15 protein-coding genes are annotated in these 19,415 nt (G+C 65.5%); 8 read left to right on the forward strand and 7 right to left on the reverse strand.

Going from position 1 to position 19,415, the window contains the following annotated elements; translation table 11 throughout:
- Positions 1–18 precede the first annotated feature (18 nt).
- Both GGQ64_RS08730 and polA read right to left on the reverse strand, forming a co-directional pair.
- Positions 19–1,251 (reverse strand): glycosyltransferase family 4 protein, encoded by a 1,233-nt coding sequence (locus GGQ64_RS08730; RefSeq protein WP_183802206.1) that lies wholly within the window; start codon positions 1,249–1,251, stop codon positions 19–21.
- Positions 1,252–1,449: 198 nt separating this feature from the next.
- Positions 1,450–4,437, reverse strand: coding sequence for a DNA polymerase I (polA, locus tag GGQ64_RS08735; protein WP_183802209.1), 2,988 nt, complete (start codon positions 4,435–4,437; stop codon positions 1,450–1,452).
- A gap of 401 nt (positions 4,438–4,838) precedes the next feature.
- Here polA and GGQ64_RS08740 point away from each other — a divergent pair, with 401 nt between their 5' ends.
- The 4 genes from GGQ64_RS08740 to GGQ64_RS08755 all read left to right on the forward strand — a co-directional run bounded on the left by GGQ64_RS08740 (position 4,839) and on the right by GGQ64_RS08755 (position 8,538).
- Entirely contained in the window at positions 4,839–5,279 is a 441-nt protein-coding gene (locus tag GGQ64_RS08740) for a MarR family winged helix-turn-helix transcriptional regulator (RefSeq protein WP_183802628.1), read from the forward strand.
- A 112-nt stretch (positions 5,280–5,391) separates the two neighbouring features.
- Entirely contained in the window at positions 5,392–6,783 is a 1,392-nt protein-coding gene (locus tag GGQ64_RS08745) for a dipeptidase (RefSeq protein ID WP_183802212.1), read from the forward strand.
- 243 nt (positions 6,784–7,026) lie between these two features.
- Entirely contained in the window at positions 7,027–7,983 is a 957-nt protein-coding gene (locus GGQ64_RS08750; protein ID WP_183802215.1) for a lysylphosphatidylglycerol synthase transmembrane domain-containing protein, read from the forward strand.
- Between the two features lie 81 nt (positions 7,984–8,064).
- Entirely contained in the window at positions 8,065–8,538 is a 474-nt protein-coding gene (locus GGQ64_RS08755; protein WP_183802219.1) for a BA14K family protein, read from the forward strand.
- A 58-nt stretch (positions 8,539–8,596) separates the two neighbouring features.
- Here GGQ64_RS08755 and GGQ64_RS08760 read toward each other — a convergent pair whose 3' ends face one another.
- On the reverse strand, positions 8,597–8,809 hold the full coding sequence (locus tag GGQ64_RS08760) for a hypothetical protein (RefSeq protein ID WP_183802222.1): 213 nt from the start codon (positions 8,807–8,809) through the stop codon (positions 8,597–8,599).
- Positions 8,810–9,116: 307 nt separating this feature from the next.
- Here GGQ64_RS08760 and GGQ64_RS08765 point away from each other — a divergent pair, with 307 nt between their 5' ends.
- The 3 genes from GGQ64_RS08765 (at position 9,117) to dnaJ (ending at position 14,937) form a co-directional block, all read left to right on the forward strand.
- A complete protein-coding gene (locus GGQ64_RS08765; RefSeq protein WP_183802225.1) occupies positions 9,117–11,354 on the forward strand; it encodes a transglycosylase domain-containing protein in 2,238 nt (745 codons plus the stop codon).
- Between the two features lie 290 nt (positions 11,355–11,644).
- Complete coding sequence (gene dnaK / locus GGQ64_RS08770; protein ID WP_183802228.1) at positions 11,645–13,558, forward strand: molecular chaperone DnaK; 1,914 nt, start codon at positions 11,645–11,647, stop codon at positions 13,556–13,558.
- A 245-nt stretch (positions 13,559–13,803) separates the two neighbouring features.
- A complete protein-coding gene (gene dnaJ / locus GGQ64_RS08775; RefSeq protein ID WP_183802231.1) occupies positions 13,804–14,937 on the forward strand; it encodes a molecular chaperone DnaJ in 1,134 nt (377 codons plus the stop codon).
- A gap of 51 nt (positions 14,938–14,988) precedes the next feature.
- On the opposite strand, the gene GGQ64_RS08780 is transcribed toward dnaJ, so the two are convergent.
- The 3 genes from GGQ64_RS08780 to GGQ64_RS08790 form a co-directional block, all read right to left on the reverse strand.
- Positions 14,989–15,588 (reverse strand): AAA family ATPase, encoded by a 600-nt coding sequence (locus GGQ64_RS08780; RefSeq protein WP_183802234.1) that lies wholly within the window; start codon positions 15,586–15,588, stop codon positions 14,989–14,991.
- 130 nt (positions 15,589–15,718) lie between these two features.
- Complete coding sequence (locus tag GGQ64_RS08785) at positions 15,719–16,552, reverse strand: aminoglycoside phosphotransferase family protein (protein WP_183802237.1); 834 nt, start codon at positions 16,550–16,552, stop codon at positions 15,719–15,721.
- A gap of 2 nt (positions 16,553–16,554) precedes the next feature.
- On the reverse strand, positions 16,555–17,250 hold the full coding sequence (locus tag GGQ64_RS08790; protein ID WP_183802240.1) for an HAD family hydrolase: 696 nt from the start codon (positions 17,248–17,250) through the stop codon (positions 16,555–16,557).
- A gap of 241 nt (positions 17,251–17,491) precedes the next feature.
- Between GGQ64_RS08790 and GGQ64_RS08795 the strand changes: the two genes are divergently transcribed.
- The gene (locus GGQ64_RS08795; protein ID WP_183802243.1) at positions 17,492–17,749 is read left to right on the forward strand and encodes a hypothetical protein; all 258 of its coding nucleotides are present in this window, start codon (positions 17,492–17,494) and stop codon (positions 17,747–17,749) included.
- A 64-nt stretch (positions 17,750–17,813) separates the two neighbouring features.
- Here the strand turns inward: GGQ64_RS08795 and GGQ64_RS08800 are convergent, their stop codons facing one another.
- Entirely contained in the window at positions 17,814–19,415 is a 1,602-nt protein-coding gene (locus GGQ64_RS08800) for an ABC transporter ATP-binding protein (protein WP_183802246.1), read from the reverse strand.

A 19,415-nucleotide genomic window follows, 5' to 3' on the forward strand; every position in this document is an offset into this window, starting at 1 on the left:
TTTCGCGAATGCCGGCGTTCAGCCGTTGGCTGCGACTTCATTGCCTTCACTGCCCTTTGCCGTCGCCGGATCCCATTCGGGCGGTGCGACGCCTCCCAATATCTCAGTATAGATCGCGGCATAGCGCCGGGCCACGTGATCCCAGGAATAGCCTTCCGCCGCGCGCATCGCCCTTGCCCGGTAGCCGGGCACGTCGCGGGCGAGCGTCAGGAACGCCGAGTGGATCGTCCCTGCCGCCGCGTCCGCGTCCTCGAAGTCGCAAAGGCGCACCTCCGGATGCTTGGCAGCGAGGTCCTCGTAGGCCTGGTTCGGATGCAGCAGTGGCAGAAGCCCCGCGCTCATCGCCTCGACGGCAACGAGGCCGAAGCCCTCATATTCCGAGGCGGAGGCAAACAGCGAGCATCCGGAAACCAGCTCGCGGATCTGTTCGTTAGACAGGCCGACATGCACGTCGATATGGTCCTCGAGCGCCCGCTGACCGATCATCCGCTGCAGCTCCGCCTCGCTCAGTTCGCCCGGCACGCCCACTACCGAAAGGCGCCAGTCCGGCTCGTGCACGACGAGGCGCGACAGGGCGTCGAAGAGGCGGTCGAGCCGCTTGTTGGAGGAGAAGCGCCCGATCGTGACGATGCGGCGAAGCGGCTTCGTGGCACCCGCATTGCGGAACTTGGCAATATCGGCGCCGTTATCGACCTCGACGACGCGACGGCCGGCGATCTTGCGGAACAGCCTAGCATCCTGCGCGCTGCAGGCGATCAGCCGGCGGTAGGCGAGCGCCGACAGGCGGGTCGTCACGTTGAACCAGGCGAGCTTGATCGCCTTGTGCCTGTCGGTATGGAAGAACCCGCCATGGGTCGTGGCGACGAGCGGCTTTCCATGCAGGAACTTGCCCCAGGCGAGCGCGTCGAAGAAGAAGTCGATCGCATGGACGTGCACCAGGTCGGCATCCTTCAGGTGCCGGAAAACGCTCGGTGCGAAAGGATATCGGGTGCTGCCCGAAAAGGGAATCCGGACCACCTCGATTCCGTCGACGGTTTCGCGTGCGGGAAGCGTGCGGTCGGGGGCGGTGAAGAGGCGATCGAGCGTCACCACGCGGACGCGGTAGCCGCGCGCGCAAAGCTGGCGCGACAGATTGGCGACGACGTCCTCCAGCCCGCCGCGGCTCGGCGAAAACTGGCGCACGACCTGCACGGCCAGCGGCGCACGCTTGCCGGGATCGATGGAAAGACTGCCTTGCGATAATGCGTCCATGCGTCATCCGTGCCGCATCTCATTGCGGGTCATCCGCAATTTCCAGGCGCCAAGTCGATGACACGCGCCCCCCAAGCCTCCCGCAGAAACGCAGCAAGCGATTAAGGCTGGGTTAAGGCCGCACGGCCAGGGCCGGCATCCACGCGAACGTGGTAAACGGTCCCGCAACAGTTGCACCGGCGACAGCTGCAGAACCGCTCAATGCGCCTCGTCCCAGTTGAGGGCGGCGCGCGCATCCACCTTCAACGGCACCTTCATCGACAGCGCCGGCATGGACGCGTTCTCCATCACGCCGACGATGACGGGAATGGCACGCTCAACCTCCGCATCCTCGACCTCGAAGACGAGCTCGTCGTGCACCTGCAGCAGCATGCGGGCCGACAGGCCGCCGTCGGCGAGCGCCGGCTCCATCTTGACCATGGCGCGGCGGATGATGTCGGCGGCCGAGCCCTGGATCGGCGCATTGATCGCCGCCCGCTCGTTGAAGGCGCGAACCGAGGGGTTGGACGACTTGATTTCGGGGTAATGCGCGCGGCGGCCGAAGATCGTCTCGACATAGCCGTTCTCGCGGGCAAAGGCCTTCGTCTGGTCCATGTAGTCCTTGATGCCGGGGAAGCGCTCGAAATAGCGCTTGATGTAGTCGCCGGCCTCGGAGCGCTCGATCGACAGCTGGTTGGCAAGGCCGAAGGCGGAAATGCCGTAGATGATGCCGAAGTTGATCGCCTTGGCGCGGCGGCGGACGTCTGCGGGCATGCCGTCCACCGGTACGCCGAACATCTCGGACGCCGTCATCGCATGGATATCGATGCCGTCGGCAAAGGCCTGCTTCAACTGCGGGATCTCCGCCACGTGGGCCAGCACGCGCAGCTCGATCTGGCTGTAGTCGGCCGAGACGAGCTTGTGGCCCGGCGTGGCGATGAAGGCGGTGCGGATCTTGCGGCCCTCGGCGTTGCGGACCGGAATGTTCTGCAGGTTGGGTTCGGACGAGGACAGGCGCCCGGTCGTCGTCGCGGCCAGCGCGTAGGACGTGTGGACGCGCTTCGTCTCGGGGTGGACGAAGCCGGGCAGCGCGTCGGTATAGGTGGACTTCAGCTTGGTCAGCTGGCGCCAGTCGACGATCTTGCGCGCCAGCGGCACGCCCTGGGCGGCCAGATCCTCCAGCACCTGCGCCGAGGTCGACCATTGGCCCGTCTTCGTCTTCGATCCACCCGGCAGGCCCATCTTGCCGAAAAGGATATCGCCCAGTTGCTTCGGCGAGCCGATGGTGAAGCGCTCGCCCGCGAGCTCGTAGATCTCGTCCTCGAACGCGGCTGCACCCTGCGCCAGTTCTCCCGACAGGCGCGACAGGATCTGGCGGTCGATGGTGATGCCCCGCTCCTCCATGCGCGCCAGCACCGGCACCAGCGGCCGCTCCAGGCGTTCGTAGACGGTCGTCATCTTCTCGGCGGCGAGGCGCGGCTTGAGCACGTGCCACAGGCGCAGCGTCACGTCGGCGTCCTCGGCGGCATAGGCGGTCGCCCGGTCGATGTCGACCATGTCGAAGGTCTGGGCGCCCTTGCCGCTGCCGGCGACATCCTTGTAGGCGATCGGCTTGTGGCCGAGCCAACGCTCGGAGAGCGAATCCATGCCATGCGTGCCGGCGCCGGCGTCGAGCGCATAGGACATCAGCATGGTGTCGTCGAAGCCCTGCATCGTGATGCCGTGGCGCTTCATCACCAGGTAGTCGTATTTCAGGTTCTGCGCCACCTTCAGGACCGAGGGATCCTCCAGCAGGCCCTTCAGCCGCGAAAGCGCGTCGCGCATCGGGATCTGCCCCTCGACCATGCCGCCGCCGAGCAGATCGCCGACGCCGGACTTGTGCAAGAGCGGCACGTAGGCCGCGCGGATCGAGACGCCGGACGGGTCCCGGGCATTGTCGGCGATTGCCAGGGAGAAACCGCAGAGCTCGGCCTGCATCGCATCGAGCGACGTCGTCTCGGTATCGAAGCCGACGAGACCCGTCTCGCGCGCATCGGCGACCCAGCGGTCGAGGGTGGCGAGGTCGCGGATCGTCACGTAGGCGGAATGGTCGATCGGCTGGCCGGAGAAGCGGGCGGCGCGTGTCCTTGCCAGCTGTGCCGGCTCATAGCCGTCCGCCGATGCGGTCGGAAGCAGGGTCTCGGCCGCATCGGCAGCGCTTTCCCCGGACGCGCCTTCGGTGCCCGGCCCGGGCGCCTCGTCCTTGTCGAGATCGGGGCCGTGGGCTTCGGCGCCCCATTCCACCGGGACGGTGGCCGGATCGATCGCGGAGGCGTCGCAATCGCAGGCTTCGGCGACCCGGCGCGTCAGCGAGGTGAATTCCATCGCCTTGAGGAAGGCGATCAGCCTCGGGCCGTCCTGCGTCTCCAGCACGAGATCCTCGAGCGGCACGTCGAGCGGGGTGTCCGTCCTCAGCGTCACGAGCTGGCGCGACAGCAGCGCCTGGGCGCGGTTTGCGATGATATTCTCGCGGCGTTTCTGCTGCTTGATCTCCTCGGCCCGGGCGAGCAGCGTGTCGAGATCGCCGTACTCCTCCAGAAGCTGAGCGGCCGTCTTGGGGCCGATGCCCGGAATGCCGGGGACATTGTCGGTCGAATCCCCGGTCATCGCCTGCAGGTCGATCATCTTGTCCGGGGTCACGCCCCACTTCTCGACCACCTCGGGGACCGAGATCTGCTTGTCCTTCATGCTGTCGTACATCGACACCTTCGGGGTGACGAGCTGCATCAGGTCCTTGTCGGAGGAAACGATGGTGACGTCGGCGCCAGCCGCTTCGGCCAGCCGCGCATAGGTGGCGATCAGGTCGTCGGCCTCGAAGCCTTCCTTTTCGATGCAGGGCAGGTTGAAGGCCCGCGTCGCGTGGCGGATCAGCCCGAACTGCGGGATCAGGTCCTCGGGCGGGGCCGTGCGGTTCGCCTTGTACTGATCGTAGAGCTCGTTGCGAAAGGTCTTCGAGGAATAGTCGAAGATGACGGCGAAATGGGTGGGCGTCACGCCGACGTCGGTGTTGCGCGCATCCTTCAGGAGCTTCCACAGCATGTTGCAGAAACCGGAGACGGCATTGACCGGCAGGCCGTCCGACTTGCGGTTCAGCGGCGGGATCGCGTGAAAGGCACGGAAGATGAAGCCCGAGCCGTCGACGAGGAAGAGATGGTCACCATTTTTCATGGCGCTAGGGATAGCGTGCGCGGGTGCCCGCGTCCATCGTACATTGCGTTCGTGGCGACGCTGGCCAAACCGCTTTGGAGGCTCACACAAACGTTACCAATTTGTAATTTCCGGCACCGCGCATATCCCTTGAAAAGCCACATTCCGAGGCCCAAATGACAGTCATCGGCACCTGATCAAGCCGTGGTCTGGCATCCCGGCCTGTCCCCCGCCGCGCCAGACCAGAGGACAAAGGCCTTATCCCCCTCTCCGGGCCTTTGTCCACAATTTGCAAGGGCCGCTTCGGACGTACCTCCCGTCCGAAGCGGCCCTTCTCATGTCCGCCACCCCGATTTTTGGTGTCTTTCCCGCAAAGCCCACGGCCGATTGTCTGGAATCGAATTCCGGCCTACTGTCTGCGCATGGTGTTCGATCGGAGGGAATCGGCCGCTTACCTTGCCGGCCTGCTGGCGAAAGAGGCCGCGCGCGCTTTTCAGGCCCGCGCGAAGCAGTCCGGCTTTGCGCCCGGCCAGCTGCCGGTCCTGCTCGAACTTTGGTCCTGCGACGGGCTGACGCAACGCCAGCTCCTCGATCGGCTCGACATCGAGCAGGCGACGATGGCCAACACGCTTTCGCGCATGGAACGGGACGGGTTGATCACGCGCTCGCCGCATCCGGCCGACAAGCGCGCCCAGCTGGTGCATCTCAGCGAGCGCGGGCGGGCGATGCGCGCCGACGCCCTTGCCGCCGCCGAGCATGCCGAAGCCGAGCTGTTCAAGGGCTTCCGCCGGTTCGAGCGGGAGCTCCTGCTGGAATACATGCGCATGATGATCACCAACGTCGCGCGCGACACGCGGGCCTGAGGCATTCCGTTCCGACCGACGGAGTAGGAAATCCGGCGCCGCCTGGACCAACAGAACTGTTTCCAAATCACGACAGCACGCTCTAAGGTCGCCCCGCAAAGAGGATTCGACAATGACCAATCTGTTACCCGTACTCGACCACGCCGCCGCCAACGTGCCTGCCGCCCTCGAACGCCTGTTCGACCTTCTCCGCATCAAATCGATCTCGACCGACCCGGCCTACAAGGCCGACGTGCGACGCGGCGCGGAATGGCTGGTGAGCGAGCTGCGCACGCTCGGGTTCGACGCCACCGTGCGCGATACGTCCGGGCACCCGATGGTGGTCGCCCACCACGAAGGCGCGAGCACCGACGCGCCGCACGTGCTGTTCTACGGCCACTACGACGTGCAGCCGGTCGATCCGCTTGAGCTCTGGGAGAACGACCCGTTCGAGCCGGCGGTGCGCGACATCAGCGGCGGGCGGCGGATCATCACCGGCCGCGGCACGTCGGACGACAAGGGCCAGTTGATGACGTTCGTCGAGGCCTGCCGCGCCTACAAGGAGACGGCCGGCGCGCTGCCCTGCAAGGTCACGATCCTGTTCGAGGGAGAGGAGGAGTCCGGCTCGCCATCGCTGAAGCCCTTCCTCGAGGCCAATGCGGCCGAGCTCAAGGCCGACTACGCGCTCGTCTGCGATACCAACATGTGGGATGCCGAGACGCCGGCGATCGCGGCTGGGCTGCGCGGGCTGGTCGGCGAGGAGGTCGTCGTCAAGGCGGCCGACCGCGACCTGCATTCGGGCTATTTCGGCGGGGCGGCAGCCAACCCGATCCATGTTCTTGCCGACATCCTTGCCGGACTGCACGACCGGGACGGGCGCGTCACGCTCAAGGGCTTCTATGACGGCGTCGAGGAGACGCCTGCCGACATCAAGGCCACCTGGGACAAGCTCGGCCAGACGGCGGAGAAGTTCCTGGGCGAGATCGGCCTGTCCGTTCCCTCGGGCGAGAAGAACCGCTCGGTGCTGGAACTGACCTGGGCGCGGCCGACGGCGGAGGTCAACGGCATTATCGGCGGCTATACGGGCGACGGCTTCAAGACGGTGATCGCCGCCGAAGCGACGGCGAAGGTCTCGTTCCGGCTCGTCGGCAAGCAGGACCCGGGCAAAATCCGCGACGCCTTCCGCGCCTATGTCCGCGCGAAGGTCCCGGCCGACTGCTCGGTGACCTTCCACGCCCATGGCGGTTCGCCGGCGATCCAGCTGCCCTATGATTCGCCGCTCCTGAACAAGGCGAAGGACGCGCTGTCGCAGGAATGGCCCAAGCCGGCGGTGATGATCGGCATGGGGGGCTCGATCCCGATCGTGGGCGACTTCCAGAAGATGCTGGGCATGGAATCGCTTCTGGTGGGCTTCGGACTTTCCGACGACCGGATTCACTCGCCGAACGAGAAATACGAGCTGCGTTCGTTCGAGAAGGGCATTCGTTCCTGGGTGCGCATCCTTGCGGCCCTGGCGGCACGCTGACGAAATGTTGACCGTGAAGGGCGCGCAAGTCGTACACTTCGCCACTCGCATCGTTGTCCGGGTTGCCCGACAGTGATTAACTTCGAGCGGATGAAACCATAGGCGAGTGCAGGTCCGGCGGGACCTGCAGCGACAGAAGACGACCCGGAAGGGAAGCAACGGCATGAACGACAATCCTGCACATCGCCTGCGATCCGGCCTGCCGCAAGCCAGCCGTCGCCGGTGCGGGCGGGCACAGGGCGCATGAAACTCGGCAAGCTCTTCTGGCCCTTCGTCGGCTTGGCTGCGATTATCTTCTCCCTCTGGATCCTGTATCACGACCTCAGGGGGCTTTCGTTTCACGAGTTCCGCGACAGCCTTCTCGCCATTCCCCCGTCGGGCTGGGTGCTCGCCGCCTTTGCGACGATCGTGGCCTATGCGGCGCTTGCCGCCTACGACCACCTGGCGCTCGAGCACCTCGGCCACCGGATATCGCTCTGGTTCATCACGGTCGCCTCGTTCACCGCCTATGCGCTGGCCCACAATATCGGCGCATCGGTCTTCTCGGGTGCCGTGGTGCGCTACCGCGCCTATACCTCCAAGGGCCTCTCTGCGAGCGAAGTCGGGGTGCTCGTCGCCTTCTGCTCCTTCACCTTCGCGCTCGGAACGGCAGTGCTGATGGGGCTGGTGCTGATCGTCGAGCCGGAGATCATCGAGCGGGTGTCGAAGTTCCTGCCCGTGGAGGCGGCGTTTTCCACCGGCGTGCTGATCCTGGCCCTGGTCGCGATCTACCTCATCGGCAGCCTCGTCGGATTCCGGCCGATCCGCACCCGCTGGCTGAAACTGGAATATCCGCGGCCGTCGGTCGCCTTCCGGCAACTGCTGATCGCGCCGGTGGAACTGCTGGCGGCGGCTGCGATCATTTACTTCGTTCTGCCGGACGCCAACAACCCGGGCTATCTCGTCGTGCTCGGCATCTTCCTCGCCTCGTTTTCGGCGGCACTGCTTTCGCATGCGCCGGGTGGCATCGGGGTGCTGGAGTTGATCTTCATCGCCGGCCTGCCGGAGTTCGACCCCGTCGACGTGCTGGCCGCGCTTGCAGTGTTCCGCGTGTTCTACCTGATCATTCCGTTCGTGCTCGGCCTCGGCGCCGTGCTGGCGTTCGAGCATGCGCGCTATACGCAGATGAAGCAGGAAGAGCGCGATGGAACGCGAGGTTGAGCGGTTCATCGCCCGTTCAGCCGAATTCCTGCATCATCCCGCACGTCATTGGAAAGTTTGATGGCTCTCGGGAGTAACAAGATGAGAAAGATCGTCAGTGGCCTTTTGGCGGCCGCCCTATCGGTGGCAACGCTCGCAACCGGCCTGGTGCCGGTGCAAGCAGCCGGAATGCCGAACGCCGGCGTCACCGTCCAGACGGACGTCGAGAACGTCGACTACTATGTCCGCCGCGGCTATCGTCCGCCGCCACCGCGCCACTACGGCGGCCCGCGTTACTATCGCAGCGGCGGCTACTATCGCGGCTACCGCGGCTATCCCGCTTATCGCGAGGGCTATCGGCGCTACGACGACGGCTACTGGTATCCGCTGGCTGCCTTCGGCGCAGGCGCGATCATCGGCGGCGCGATCGCCAGCCAGCCGCGCGCCGTAGACGGCGGCGTCAACCCGCGGCATTTCGAATGGTGTGCGGGACGCTACCGCTCGTATCGCGCCTACGACAACAGCTTCCAGCCCTATGGCGGGCCGCGCCAGCAGTGCCTGTCACCCTATTACTGAAAAAGGAAAGGGCGGCTCCATAGGGCCGCCCTTTGCTTCAAGACGGGCATGACCTGTTTCACTCTGCCGTTTGTTCCTGCGCGGCAGTGGTGTCGTTCTTCTTCAGCAGAACGACTTCGCCCGTAGCGGGCGTGGATTTCTCCGAAATGCTGGCCGTCGTGGTCGTCGTGTCGACATCGGCCTTCGCGTTGGTCTGGTGGTAGGTGCAATCGGCAAATGCCACGGGAGCCGACAGGCCGAGCGCGCATGCAAATACGAGGATGCGTTTCATAGATCGTCTCCTTGATCGTTGCGGAGCGCAGGATACCCACGCAGGCTGCAAAGCGGAAATCACGTTTCCGCGCGCATTCCGGCAAGTGCCGACCTCGGCGGCACAATCAGAAGAAGATACTTACTGCTTCTCCTCCCCATTAAGTCGTCCTTAACCACCCCTTAAATCGCCGCATTTAAAGTTCTCAACGGACCGAGAGCACAGCCCAGGCGGGCGCTCTGCAGATTCAAGGCGTTATCGCACGCCGGTTCGCCCCGGCGGACGCAGACTCAGGCGGCACGGACACGAAAGGCATATTTCTTCCAGGATGGCAGGCCGGCGCAAATCACAGCGGATCGAGCCCTCGTTCCAGAGCGAGGACGAATACGACGATGACGATCTGCGCATCGACGAGGAGGATCGCGTGACCCGATCTGCGACGCGCAAGACGAAGCCGGCTGCCCGCAAGGGAACACCGGCGTCGCGCCGGAAAGCTCCTGCCCGCAAGCGCCGGCGCAGCGGCGGCGGACGCCTGTTCGGTGCCGTCCGGTTCCTCGCCTACTGGTGCGTCGTGCTCGGCATCTGGGGCGGCATGGCCATCGGCGCACTGGTGCTCTACTACGGCGCACAGATGCCGAGCGCGACGACCTGGAACATTCCGGCGCGCCCGCCGAACGTCAAGATCATCTCCACCGACGGCACGGCGATCGCCAACCGCGGCGCGACAGGCGGCGAGGCGTTGTCGCTCGAGCAGATGTCGCCCTACATTCCGCAGGCGGTGATCGCGATCGAGGACCGCCGCTTCTATTCCCATTTTGGCATCGATCCGCTCGGGCTGGCCCGTGCGATGGTGACGAACGTGACGACGGGGCGGATGGTGCAGGGCGGCTCGACGCTGACCCAGCAGCTCGCCAAGAACCTCTTCCTGTCTCCCGAGCGAACCTTGGAGCGCAAGGTGCAGGAAGTGCTCCTCGCCTTCTGGCTCGAGCACAAGTACACCAAGGACGAGATTCTGGCGATGTATCTCAACCGGGTGTTCTTCGGATCCAACGCCTATGGCGTGGAGGCGGCGTCCCGGCGTTATTTCAACAAGTCCGCCCGCGACGTGAACCTCGGCGAAGCGGCGGTGCTGGCGGGCCTTCTGAAGGCGCCGTCGCGGCTTTCGCCCGCACGCGATCCGGAGGCCGCCGAGGAACGGGCCCAGGTCGTGCTCGGCACGATGCGGGACGCCGGCTTCGTCACCGAACGCGAGATCACCACTGCCATGTCGCAGCCGCCGACGCGGGCGAAGAGCTATTGGTCGGGGGCCGAGCACTATGCGGCCGACCTGGTGATGGACCAAGTCCCGAAGTTCGTCGGCGACATCACCGAGGACCTCGTCGTCGAGACGACGATCGACCTCGACCTGGAAAAGAAGGCGGATGAAGCCATCACCGCGATCATCGATGCGGAGGGCGCCAAGCTCAATGCCTCGCAGGCGGCCCTCGTGTCGATCGACGGCACCGGCGCCATCCGTGCGCTGGTCGGCGGCCGCGACTATGCCGAAAGCCAGTTCGACCGCGCCTCCAAGGCGAAGCGCCAGCCGGGCTCGGCCTTCAAGCCGTTTGTCTATGCCGCCGCGCTGGAAATGGGCCGCTCGCCGCAATCCGTCCGCAACGACGCACCGGTGCGCATCGGCAAGTGGACGCCGGAGAATTACGACCAGAAATATCGCGGGGAAGTGACGCTTTCGGCTGCGCTCGCCAATTCGCTGAACACGATCGCGGCCCAGCTCGTGATGGAGGTGGGACCGGACAACGTGATCAAGCTCGCCCACAGGCTGGGCATCGAATCCGAGATGCAGTCGAACGCCTCGATCGCGCTCGGCACCTCGGAGGTCTCGCTCGTCGAACTCACCTCCGCCTATGCGCCCTTCATGAACGGCGGCTACAAGGCGACGCCGCACATCATCCGCCGCATCTCGACGGCCGAGGGCAAGGTGCTCTACGAAAACACCTACGACAACCCGCCACGCGTGCTCCAGCCCGAAATCGTGGCCATGATGAACGGCATGATGGCGCGCGTCATCACCGAAGGCACCGGCAAGAACGCCAGGATCCCCGGCTGGGAGGCGGCCGGAAAGAGCGGCACGACGCAATCCTTCCGCGATGCGCTCTTCGTCGGCTACACCAGCAACCTGACGACCGGCGTCTGGTTCGGCAACGACGACGGCAAGTCGATGGAGAAGGTGACAGGCGGCGGCCTTCCGGCCAAGGCCTGGAGCCGCTTCATGACCGCCGCCCACGAGGGGCTCTCGCCCTCGCCGCTGTTCGGCACGACCGGCGGCGGGCTGCCGGTGGCCGGTGTGGACCCTGCGGCCCCGGCCGCGCGGCAGGACGAATCCCTGGCGGAAATGGTGGCGCGCGCGCTGGGCACGACCAGCCGCGATGGCGGCGGCGAGGCGCCGGTGGCGCCGGACCGGACAGGTGGCATCGGGGGCGATCTGCCCGTCCCGCCCGCCGATGTCGGGGAGCAGCCCGCAAGGCCCCGGCGCTCCAGCCTGCTGGACGTGCTGATCGGCGGGTGACGTACCCGGCCGATCATCCGTTGATCCGCTTGTCCGGCACGCACCGGCGGCCTTGACGGACGTGCGCGGCCCCACCACATTTCAGCCGAAGGCATCGGCCTTTTTCGACTGTTCGTGCCCGCCTGGAACGCGCGCCGGAAGCAGATTGATGCCTTGCAGTCGCCTAGACTGATCCTTATATAGCCGGAAACCGCGGCCCCGGTCGCGATTTCCTGCAATACCATCCCACTAGGGACTGCCAAACGAATGCCTGATTGGGTTCCGGCAGTTCGCTTCAAGGAGAGAATGACATGGCAAAAGTAATCGGTATCGACCTCGGAACGACGAATTCCTGCGTCGCCGTCATGGATGGCAAGGACGCGAAAGTGATTGAGAATGCCGAAGGCGCGCGCACGACGCCCTCCATGGTCGCCTTTTCGGACGACGGAGAACGCCTTGTCGGCCAGCCGGCCAAGCGCCAGGCTGTGACGAACCCGGAAAACACGCTCTTTGCGATCAAGCGCCTGATCGGCCGCACCTTCGAGGATCCGACGACCCAGAAGGACAAGGGCATGGTGCCCTACAAGATCGTCAAGGCTTCCAACGGCGACGCCTGGGTCGAGGCGCACGGCGAGACCTATTCGCCCTCGCAGATCTCCGCCATGATCCTTCAGAAGATGAAGGAAACGGCCGAATCCTACCTCGGTGAGAAGGTCACCCAGGCCGTCATCACCGTTCCAGCCTACTTCAGCGACGCCCAGCGCCAGGCGACCAAGGACGCCGGCAAGATCGCGGGCCTCGAAGTGCTGCGCATCATCAACGAGCCGACGGCTGCAGCACTTGCCTACGGCCTCGACAAGAAGGACGGCAAGACGATCGCCGTCTACGACCTCGGCGGCGGCACCTTCGATATCTCCGTCCTGGAGATCGGCGACGGCGTGTTCGAGGTGAAGTCCACCAACGGCGACACCTTCCTCGGCGGTGAAGACTTCGACATGCGTCTCGTCGAGTACCTCTCGGCCGAGTTCAAGAAGGACCAGGGCATCGACCTGAAGAACGACAAGCTGGCCCTGCAGCGCCTCAAGGAAGCTGCGGAAAAGGCGAAGATCGAACTCTCCTCGTCGCAGCAGACCGAAATCAACCTGCCCTTCATCACCGCTGACGCTTCCGGTCCGAAGCACCTGACGATGAAGCTGTCGCGTTCCAAGTTCGAAAGCCTCGTTGACGACCTGATCCAGCGCACCGTCGCGCCCTGCAAGGCTGCGCTGAAGGATGCCGGCGTCTCGGCTGCCGAGATCGACGAAGTCGTTCTCGTCGGCGGCATGAGCCGCATGCCGAAGGTCCAGGAAGTGGTCAAGCAGCTGTTCGGCAAGGAGCCGCACAAGGGCGTGAACCCGGACGAGGTGGTCGCCATGGGTGCCGCCATCCAGGCCGGTGTCCTGCAGGGCGACGTCAAGGACGTGCTGCTCCTCGACGTGACCCCGCTTTCGCTCGGCATCGAGACGTTGGGCGGCGTGTTCACTCGCCTGATCGAGCGCAACACGACGATCCCGACGAAGAAGAGCCAGACCTTCTCGACTGCCGAGGACAACCAGTCGGCCGTGACGATCCGCGTCTCCCAGGGCGAGCGCGAGATGGCTGCCGACAACAAGCTGCTCGGCCAGTTCGACCTCGTCGGCATTCCGCCGGCACCGCGCGGCGTGCCGCAGATCGAAGTCACCTTCGACATCGACGCCAACGGCATCGTGCAGGTCTCGGCCAAGGACAAGGGCACCGGCAAGGAACACCAGATCCGCATCCAGGCTTCCGGCGGACTTTCCGACGCCGACATCGAGAAGATGGTCAAGGATGCCGAGGCCAATGCCGAGACCGACAAGAAGCGCCGCGAGGCCGTCGAGGCGAAGAACCAGGCCGAAAGCCTGATCCATTCGTCCGAGAAGTCGGTCGGCGAGTATGGCGACAAGGTCTCCGCCGAAGATCGCAAGGCCATCGAGGACGCGATCGCCGCGCTGAAGACGGCCGTGGAGGCTTCCGAGCCCGACGCCGAGGACATCAAGGCCAAGACCAACACGCTGATGGAAGTCTCCATGAAGCTCGGTCAGGCGATCTATGAGTCCCAGCAGGCGGAAGCCGGCGCTTCTTCGGACGAGGCCGGCGACAACGTCGTCGATGCCGACTACGAGGAAGTCAAGGACGACGACGACCGCAAGCGTTCGGCGTCCTGATCATGACGACCGCTGGCCGCGCAAAGCACGCGGCCAGCCTGTCTTTTTTAGCAGGGGCGGAAGAAACCAAGGGGCGAGTTCCATGATGCATCCCGTTCGAGGCGGCGACGATGTCATGGTTTCCTCTGTTCCCACGGCGCCGCCTCCTTGCTTTTTCGCCGTGAAGCCGGATACATCGACCTACGGCTGGCATTTCCACCTTCAACGAACAAAGTAACCGTTCACGAGACGGGCGCGGCAGTGATATGGCTAAGACTGACTTCTACGAGACGCTGGGTGTTTCCAGAACAGCCGACGAAAAGGAGCTGAAGAGCGCCTTTCGCAAGATGGCGATGAAATACCACCCCGACAAGAATCCGGGGGATGCGACGGCCGAGATCCGGTTCAAGGAAGTCAACGAGGCCTACGAGATCCTGAAGGACCCGCAGAAGCGGGCCGCCTACGACCGCTACGGCCATGCGGCCTTCGAGCACGGCGGCATGGGTGGCGGCGGCATGGGCGGCGGCGGCTTCGGTGCAGGCGGCTTCTCCGACATCTTCGAGGACATCTTCGGCGAGATGATGGGCGGTGGCCGCCAGCGGCGCTCGTCGGGCGGACGCGAGCGCGGCGCGGACCTGCGCTACAACATGGAGATCTCGCTGGAAGAGGCCTTTACCGGCAAGACGGCCCAGATTCGCGTGCCGACTTCGATCACCTGCGACGTCTGCACCGGAACCGGCGCCAAGCCCGGCACCAAGCCGCAGACCTGCGCCACCTGCCAGGGGGCCGGGCGCGTGCGCGCGGCACAGGGTTTCTTCTCGATCGAGCGCACCTGTCCGACTTGCCATGGCCGCGGAACGACCATTCCCGACCCCTGCATCAAGTGCCACGGGCATGGCCGCGTCACCGAGGAGCGCGCGCTCTCGGTCAATATTCCCGAAGGCATCGAGGACGGCACCCGCATCCGGCTCGCCGGAGAAGGCGAAGCCGGCCTGCGCGGCGGGCCTGCCGGCGACCTCTACATCTTCCTGTCGGTCAAGCCGCACGAGATCTTCCAGCGAGACGGCGCAGACCTGCATTGCAGCGTGCCGATCTCCGTGACGACCGCGGCGCTCGGTGGCACCTTCGACGTCTCCACGCTGGATGGCACGAAGTCGCGCGTGACGGTGCCGGAAGGCACCCAGAACGGCCGGCAATTCCGCCTCAAGGGCAAGGGCATGCCGGTGCTGCGCTCCAGTCAGGTCGGCGACCTCTATATCCAGATCATGATCGAGACGCCGCAGAAGCTGACCAAGCGGCAGCGCGAGCTGCTCAAGGAGTTCGAGGAAATCTCGTCGAAGGACAACAACCCGGAATCGACCGGCTTCTTCGCCCGGATGAAGGAATTCTTCGAGGGCTGACAGCGTCCCCCCGCGGAGCGTGCTTCCAATGCCCGGCGCTGCCGGGCATTTTCATGTCTGCGACAGGTCGAACGGGATTGCGAGGCTTGCAAGCACGAAATCGACGCGCTGGTCGACCGAAGCCTTCGGCAGTTCCACCGGTCGGTAGTCCAGCCTGGCGAAAGTTTTCAACGAGGAATCGTACTGCGCGGCAGCCTCTTCGTAGGAGTGCCTGCGCTCGTCGTCGCCGGCAAAGATCTCCGGCCAGGGCGGCGTGAGGAAGACGGTCGAATCGTACCGGAGCAGCCGCGCCGCCCTTTCGAGATGGGCGGGAACGTCGCGGCCGAGATAATCGAAGAACGCGACGGCATCGACGATGCCGCGATCGAAAAAGACCGGCCCCGCACTCTCCGCAGCCGCTTGCATCTGCTGGATGGCACAGAACACGCACAGCTCGGCGAAGAGAGCCTGATCGCGCCAGGGCAGGCCCGGTCCGTCGATCAGCATCTGCTCCTTGACGACCTGACGCCCCGGCTCCTCGAAGGCAACAAAGCCTTGCCCCCGCAATGCCGCAAGCAGCGTCGACTTCCCGCCGCCCGAACAGCCGGAGAGGAGGATGAATTTGTCGGCGGGGACCGCCGGTTGGTGGAGCCGATAGGTCTCGTCGGACATGACATTCTCCAGCTTGGACAACGCCATGGCGCAGCTGCGCAATGGCAATTCGTACCGAAGTTCGGGAGGGGCGGGACGTACTCGTCCGCAGCTTACTTCCCCTCTTCGCCCGCGGGCGTCAAACCGGTGTTCAGCAATCGAGGGCGGCCGCGGCGAGGGCGGCGATGCCGAGATCGATGTCTGCCGGCATGCCGTCGTCGAGATACCAGACGGCCGACAGCCCAGCCCAGGCGAGGATCCATTGCAGCAGCCGGCGTCGATCCAGCCCCGTTTCGGCGCAGACAATCTCCAGACGGGCCTCGAAGCGCTCCGGGCGGGTCGCGACCGGGATCGAAGGGTCGGCGAGGTCGGGATTGCAGAAGATGTTGGCAAAGTCGAAGCTGCGCTCGCCGCGCAGCCCCTTGGGATCGATCGTAAGCCAGCCTCGGTCGCCGAAATCCAGGAAATTGTCGTGATGGACGTCTCCGTGAAGGACAACGATGTCGCGCTGGTCGGCAAGGAGATTGCGCGCGGTCGCCGCGGCCCGAGGCAAAATACCGCCGTGGGCGTTCGCACCGGGCCCGAGCGCCTCGAACCACCGATCAAGCGGGACCAGTTCCGGAAGTGGCTCGCTTCTGGGAGCATGAAGACGCCGCACCGCTCCACACAGAATGCGCGTCGCCTCGTCGTCGCGACCGTTCCGGGCGTAGGCGGCGAGCGAACGCGTTCCGAGGGCGCGCTCAAGCAGGATCGCCTCGCCCGCCTGCGCGTAGACCGCAGCCGCGCCGTCGCCGTCCCACCAGGCCATGAGCCGGCCGCCGGAAGCTTCCTCCGGCACGGTCGCCACCTTCAGCATCGCCGGAAGGTGGCGCCATCGTACGGGGAGCAGATGGCTCGTCGGCGTGACGATCGCACGGCCATCCGGCACCAGGGACCATGTGCGGACAAAGGGGGCGAGTACGGGATCGGCTGCGTCGGAGGCCATGCTCAGTCGGTTGCCGCCTGCGTCAACGACAGGGTGCCGCCTGCAGCCACGCGCAGGCGCAATTGCCGATAGCTGTCGATCGACGGGTGCGCCGTCGCCAGCTCATGGGCGTGCGTCGCCGTGACGACCACGACACCGGCGCCGGCGTTCTCGCCGGCCTTTACCCCGGCGTCGACGTCCTCGAACACGAGGCAGCGGGCGGGATCGACGCCGAGCCGCGCGGCGGCGAGCAGATAGCCTTCCGGCGAGGGCTTGCCCACCTTGACGTCCTCGGCGGTCACCATCGTCTTCGGCAGTTCGATGCCCGCGGTCTCGAGCCTGCGTCTTGCCAGCGCGATCGGTGCGGAGGTCACGATGGCCCACCGGTCCGGCGGCAGGGCGGACAGGAACGCGATCGCGCCATCGATCGCCACCACACCCTCCACGTCCTCGATCTCGCTGCGTTCGATTTTCAGCGCCTCGGCCAGCGGATCGACGCCCGGCAGGTCGAGGGCCGTGATCGTATCGATGCCGCGCCGGCCGTGCATGGTCGGCATGAAGGCCTCGACATCAAGCCCGTGCCTTCGGGCCCAATCGCCCCAGATGCGCTCGGTCGCCGCGATCGAATTGATGAGCGTGCCGTCCATGTCGAACAGGAAGGCATCGAAGGTTTTGCCGAAGATCGGAAAGGTCTGTGCGTCCACGTCTTGTCCATCCATCTTGCAGGAATAGGGTGCGCCTACTGGGCGCGCGGTCCCGGGATACAGCCCCCGCGCCGAAGAGGCAACGCCGGGGTGTTCACGATCAGGAAAGCCTCTCCTTTGGTGTACAGTCCATTCAGCCCCGGGATACTGGCGCTCAGGCGCAATGGTGCTTATCTTTCATCAAAAGGCGCCGGCTCCGCGGGAAGCAGGAAAGGGGTGGCGCCAAACGGCCGGTCACCGGCCAGGGGGTGTCACGATGCACTTGCGAACCATTCTCGTCCTCCTGGCCGCTTGCGCGATCGCCGGCAGCGCACTGGCTGCCGGTGACGCACTGGCCGCCCCGCCGGAGCAGGCTGAAAACGCACCCTACCAACTGCCGGTGGTCGTCCACGGCAAGACCAGCATGCGCCAGGCGATGCGGTCCGGCTCGACGTTCAGCTTCAAGATGTTCCGGCAGGACGGCCAGGAGAAGCGCCAGCCCTACTCCTACCCGGAGCCCGACAGCAACAGGTGACGCCGTACCATGATCCGGCGCAGGCCCGCGAGGGCATCACCGGATCTTATGGTCGGCAGTTCCGTCAGATGTGGAAGGCCGCGCCGATCAGCGCCTTCGTATAGGCGTTGGCCGGTGCCTCGAAGATGCGGTCGGTCTCACCCTCCTCGACGATCCGGCCGTCCTTCATCACCACAACATAGTCGGACATCGCCCTCACCACGGAAAGGTCGTGGCTGATGAAGATGTAGGAGAGCCGGTGGCTGTCCTGCAGCGTGCGCAGGAGGTCGATGACCTGGCCCTGCACGGAGCGGTCGAGCGCCGAGGTCGGCTCGTCGAGGATGACCACCTTCGGCTTGAGGATCATCGCCCGGGCGATGGCGATGCGCTGGCGCTGGCCGCCGGAAAACTCGTGCGGATAACGATTGCGCGCATCGGGATCGAGGCCCACTTCCTTCAACGCCGCGACCGCGCGCCGGTCGCGCTCGGCCTTGCCGAGATCCGGCTCGTGCACCAGCAGGCCTTCGGTGATGACCTCCCCCACCGTCTGCCGCGGCGAGAGCGACCCATAGGGGTCCTGGAAGACCAGCTGCATCGCCTTGCGCAGGGGACGCATGCGCGAGCGGTCGTAGCCGGAAATGTCGGTGGAGCCGAAGCGATAGTGGCCGGAGCCAAGAATGAGGCGCAGGAGCGCGCGCCCGAGCGTCGACTTGCCGGAACCGGACTCCCCGACGATGCCGATCGTCTGGCCTTCCCGCAGCCGCACGGTCACCCGGTCGACCGCACGGAACAGGGCCGCCCCGCCCGAGAACAGGCCACCGCCGATCCGGTAGTCGACGACCACGTCGCGGCCCTCCAGGATGATCGGGGCCGTGTCCGGCGGCGACGCCTTGCGCCCGTGCGGCTCGGCGGCAAGCAGCATCCTCGTGTAGTCCGACGTCGGCCGCTCGAAGATGTCGGCCGTCGTTCCCTGCTCCACCACCTCACCGCGCCGCATCACGGCGACGCGTTCGGCGAAGTGCCGGACGATGCCGAGGTCATGGGTGATCAGCACGATCGCCATGCCGAACCGTTCCTGCAGCGAGCGCAGGAGTTTCAGGATCTGCGCCTGGATCGTCACGTCGAGCGCCGTAGTCGGTTCGTCGGCGATCAGGATGTCGGGATCGTTGGCGAGCGCCATGGCGATCATCACGCGCTGGCGCTGGCCGCCCGAGAGCTCGTGCGGATAGCTGTCCATGCGCCGGGCGGGCTCCGGGATGCCGACCAGTTCAAGGAGCTCCAGCACGCGCTTGCGCGCCTCCTTGTAGCTGCCGCCGCGATGGTGGACGATCGGCTCGGCGATCTGCCGCCCGACCGGGTAGAGCGGATCGAGCGAAGTCATCGGCTCCTGGAAGATCATGGTGACCTTCGCCCCGCGCACCTTGTTCAGCTCGGACGGCCGCAGCCCGATGAGCTCCCTGCCGCGATAGGCGGCCGAGCCGGTGACGGTGCCGTTGCTGGCGAGCAGACCCATGATGCCCATCATGGTCTGGCTCTTGCCGGAGCCGGATTCGCCGACCACGGCAATGGTCTCACCTGCCCGGACGTCGAGGCTGATGCCCTTGACGGCGTTGACGGTGCCGTCCGGCGTCGTGAAGTCCACCTTCAGGTCGCGGATGGCGAGGATGGTCTCGTTCTTGTCTGCCAT

Source organism: Mycoplana azooxidifex, from assembly GCF_014196765.1.
Taxonomy (GTDB): domain Bacteria; phylum Pseudomonadota; class Alphaproteobacteria; order Rhizobiales; family Rhizobiaceae; genus Mycoplana; species Mycoplana azooxidifex.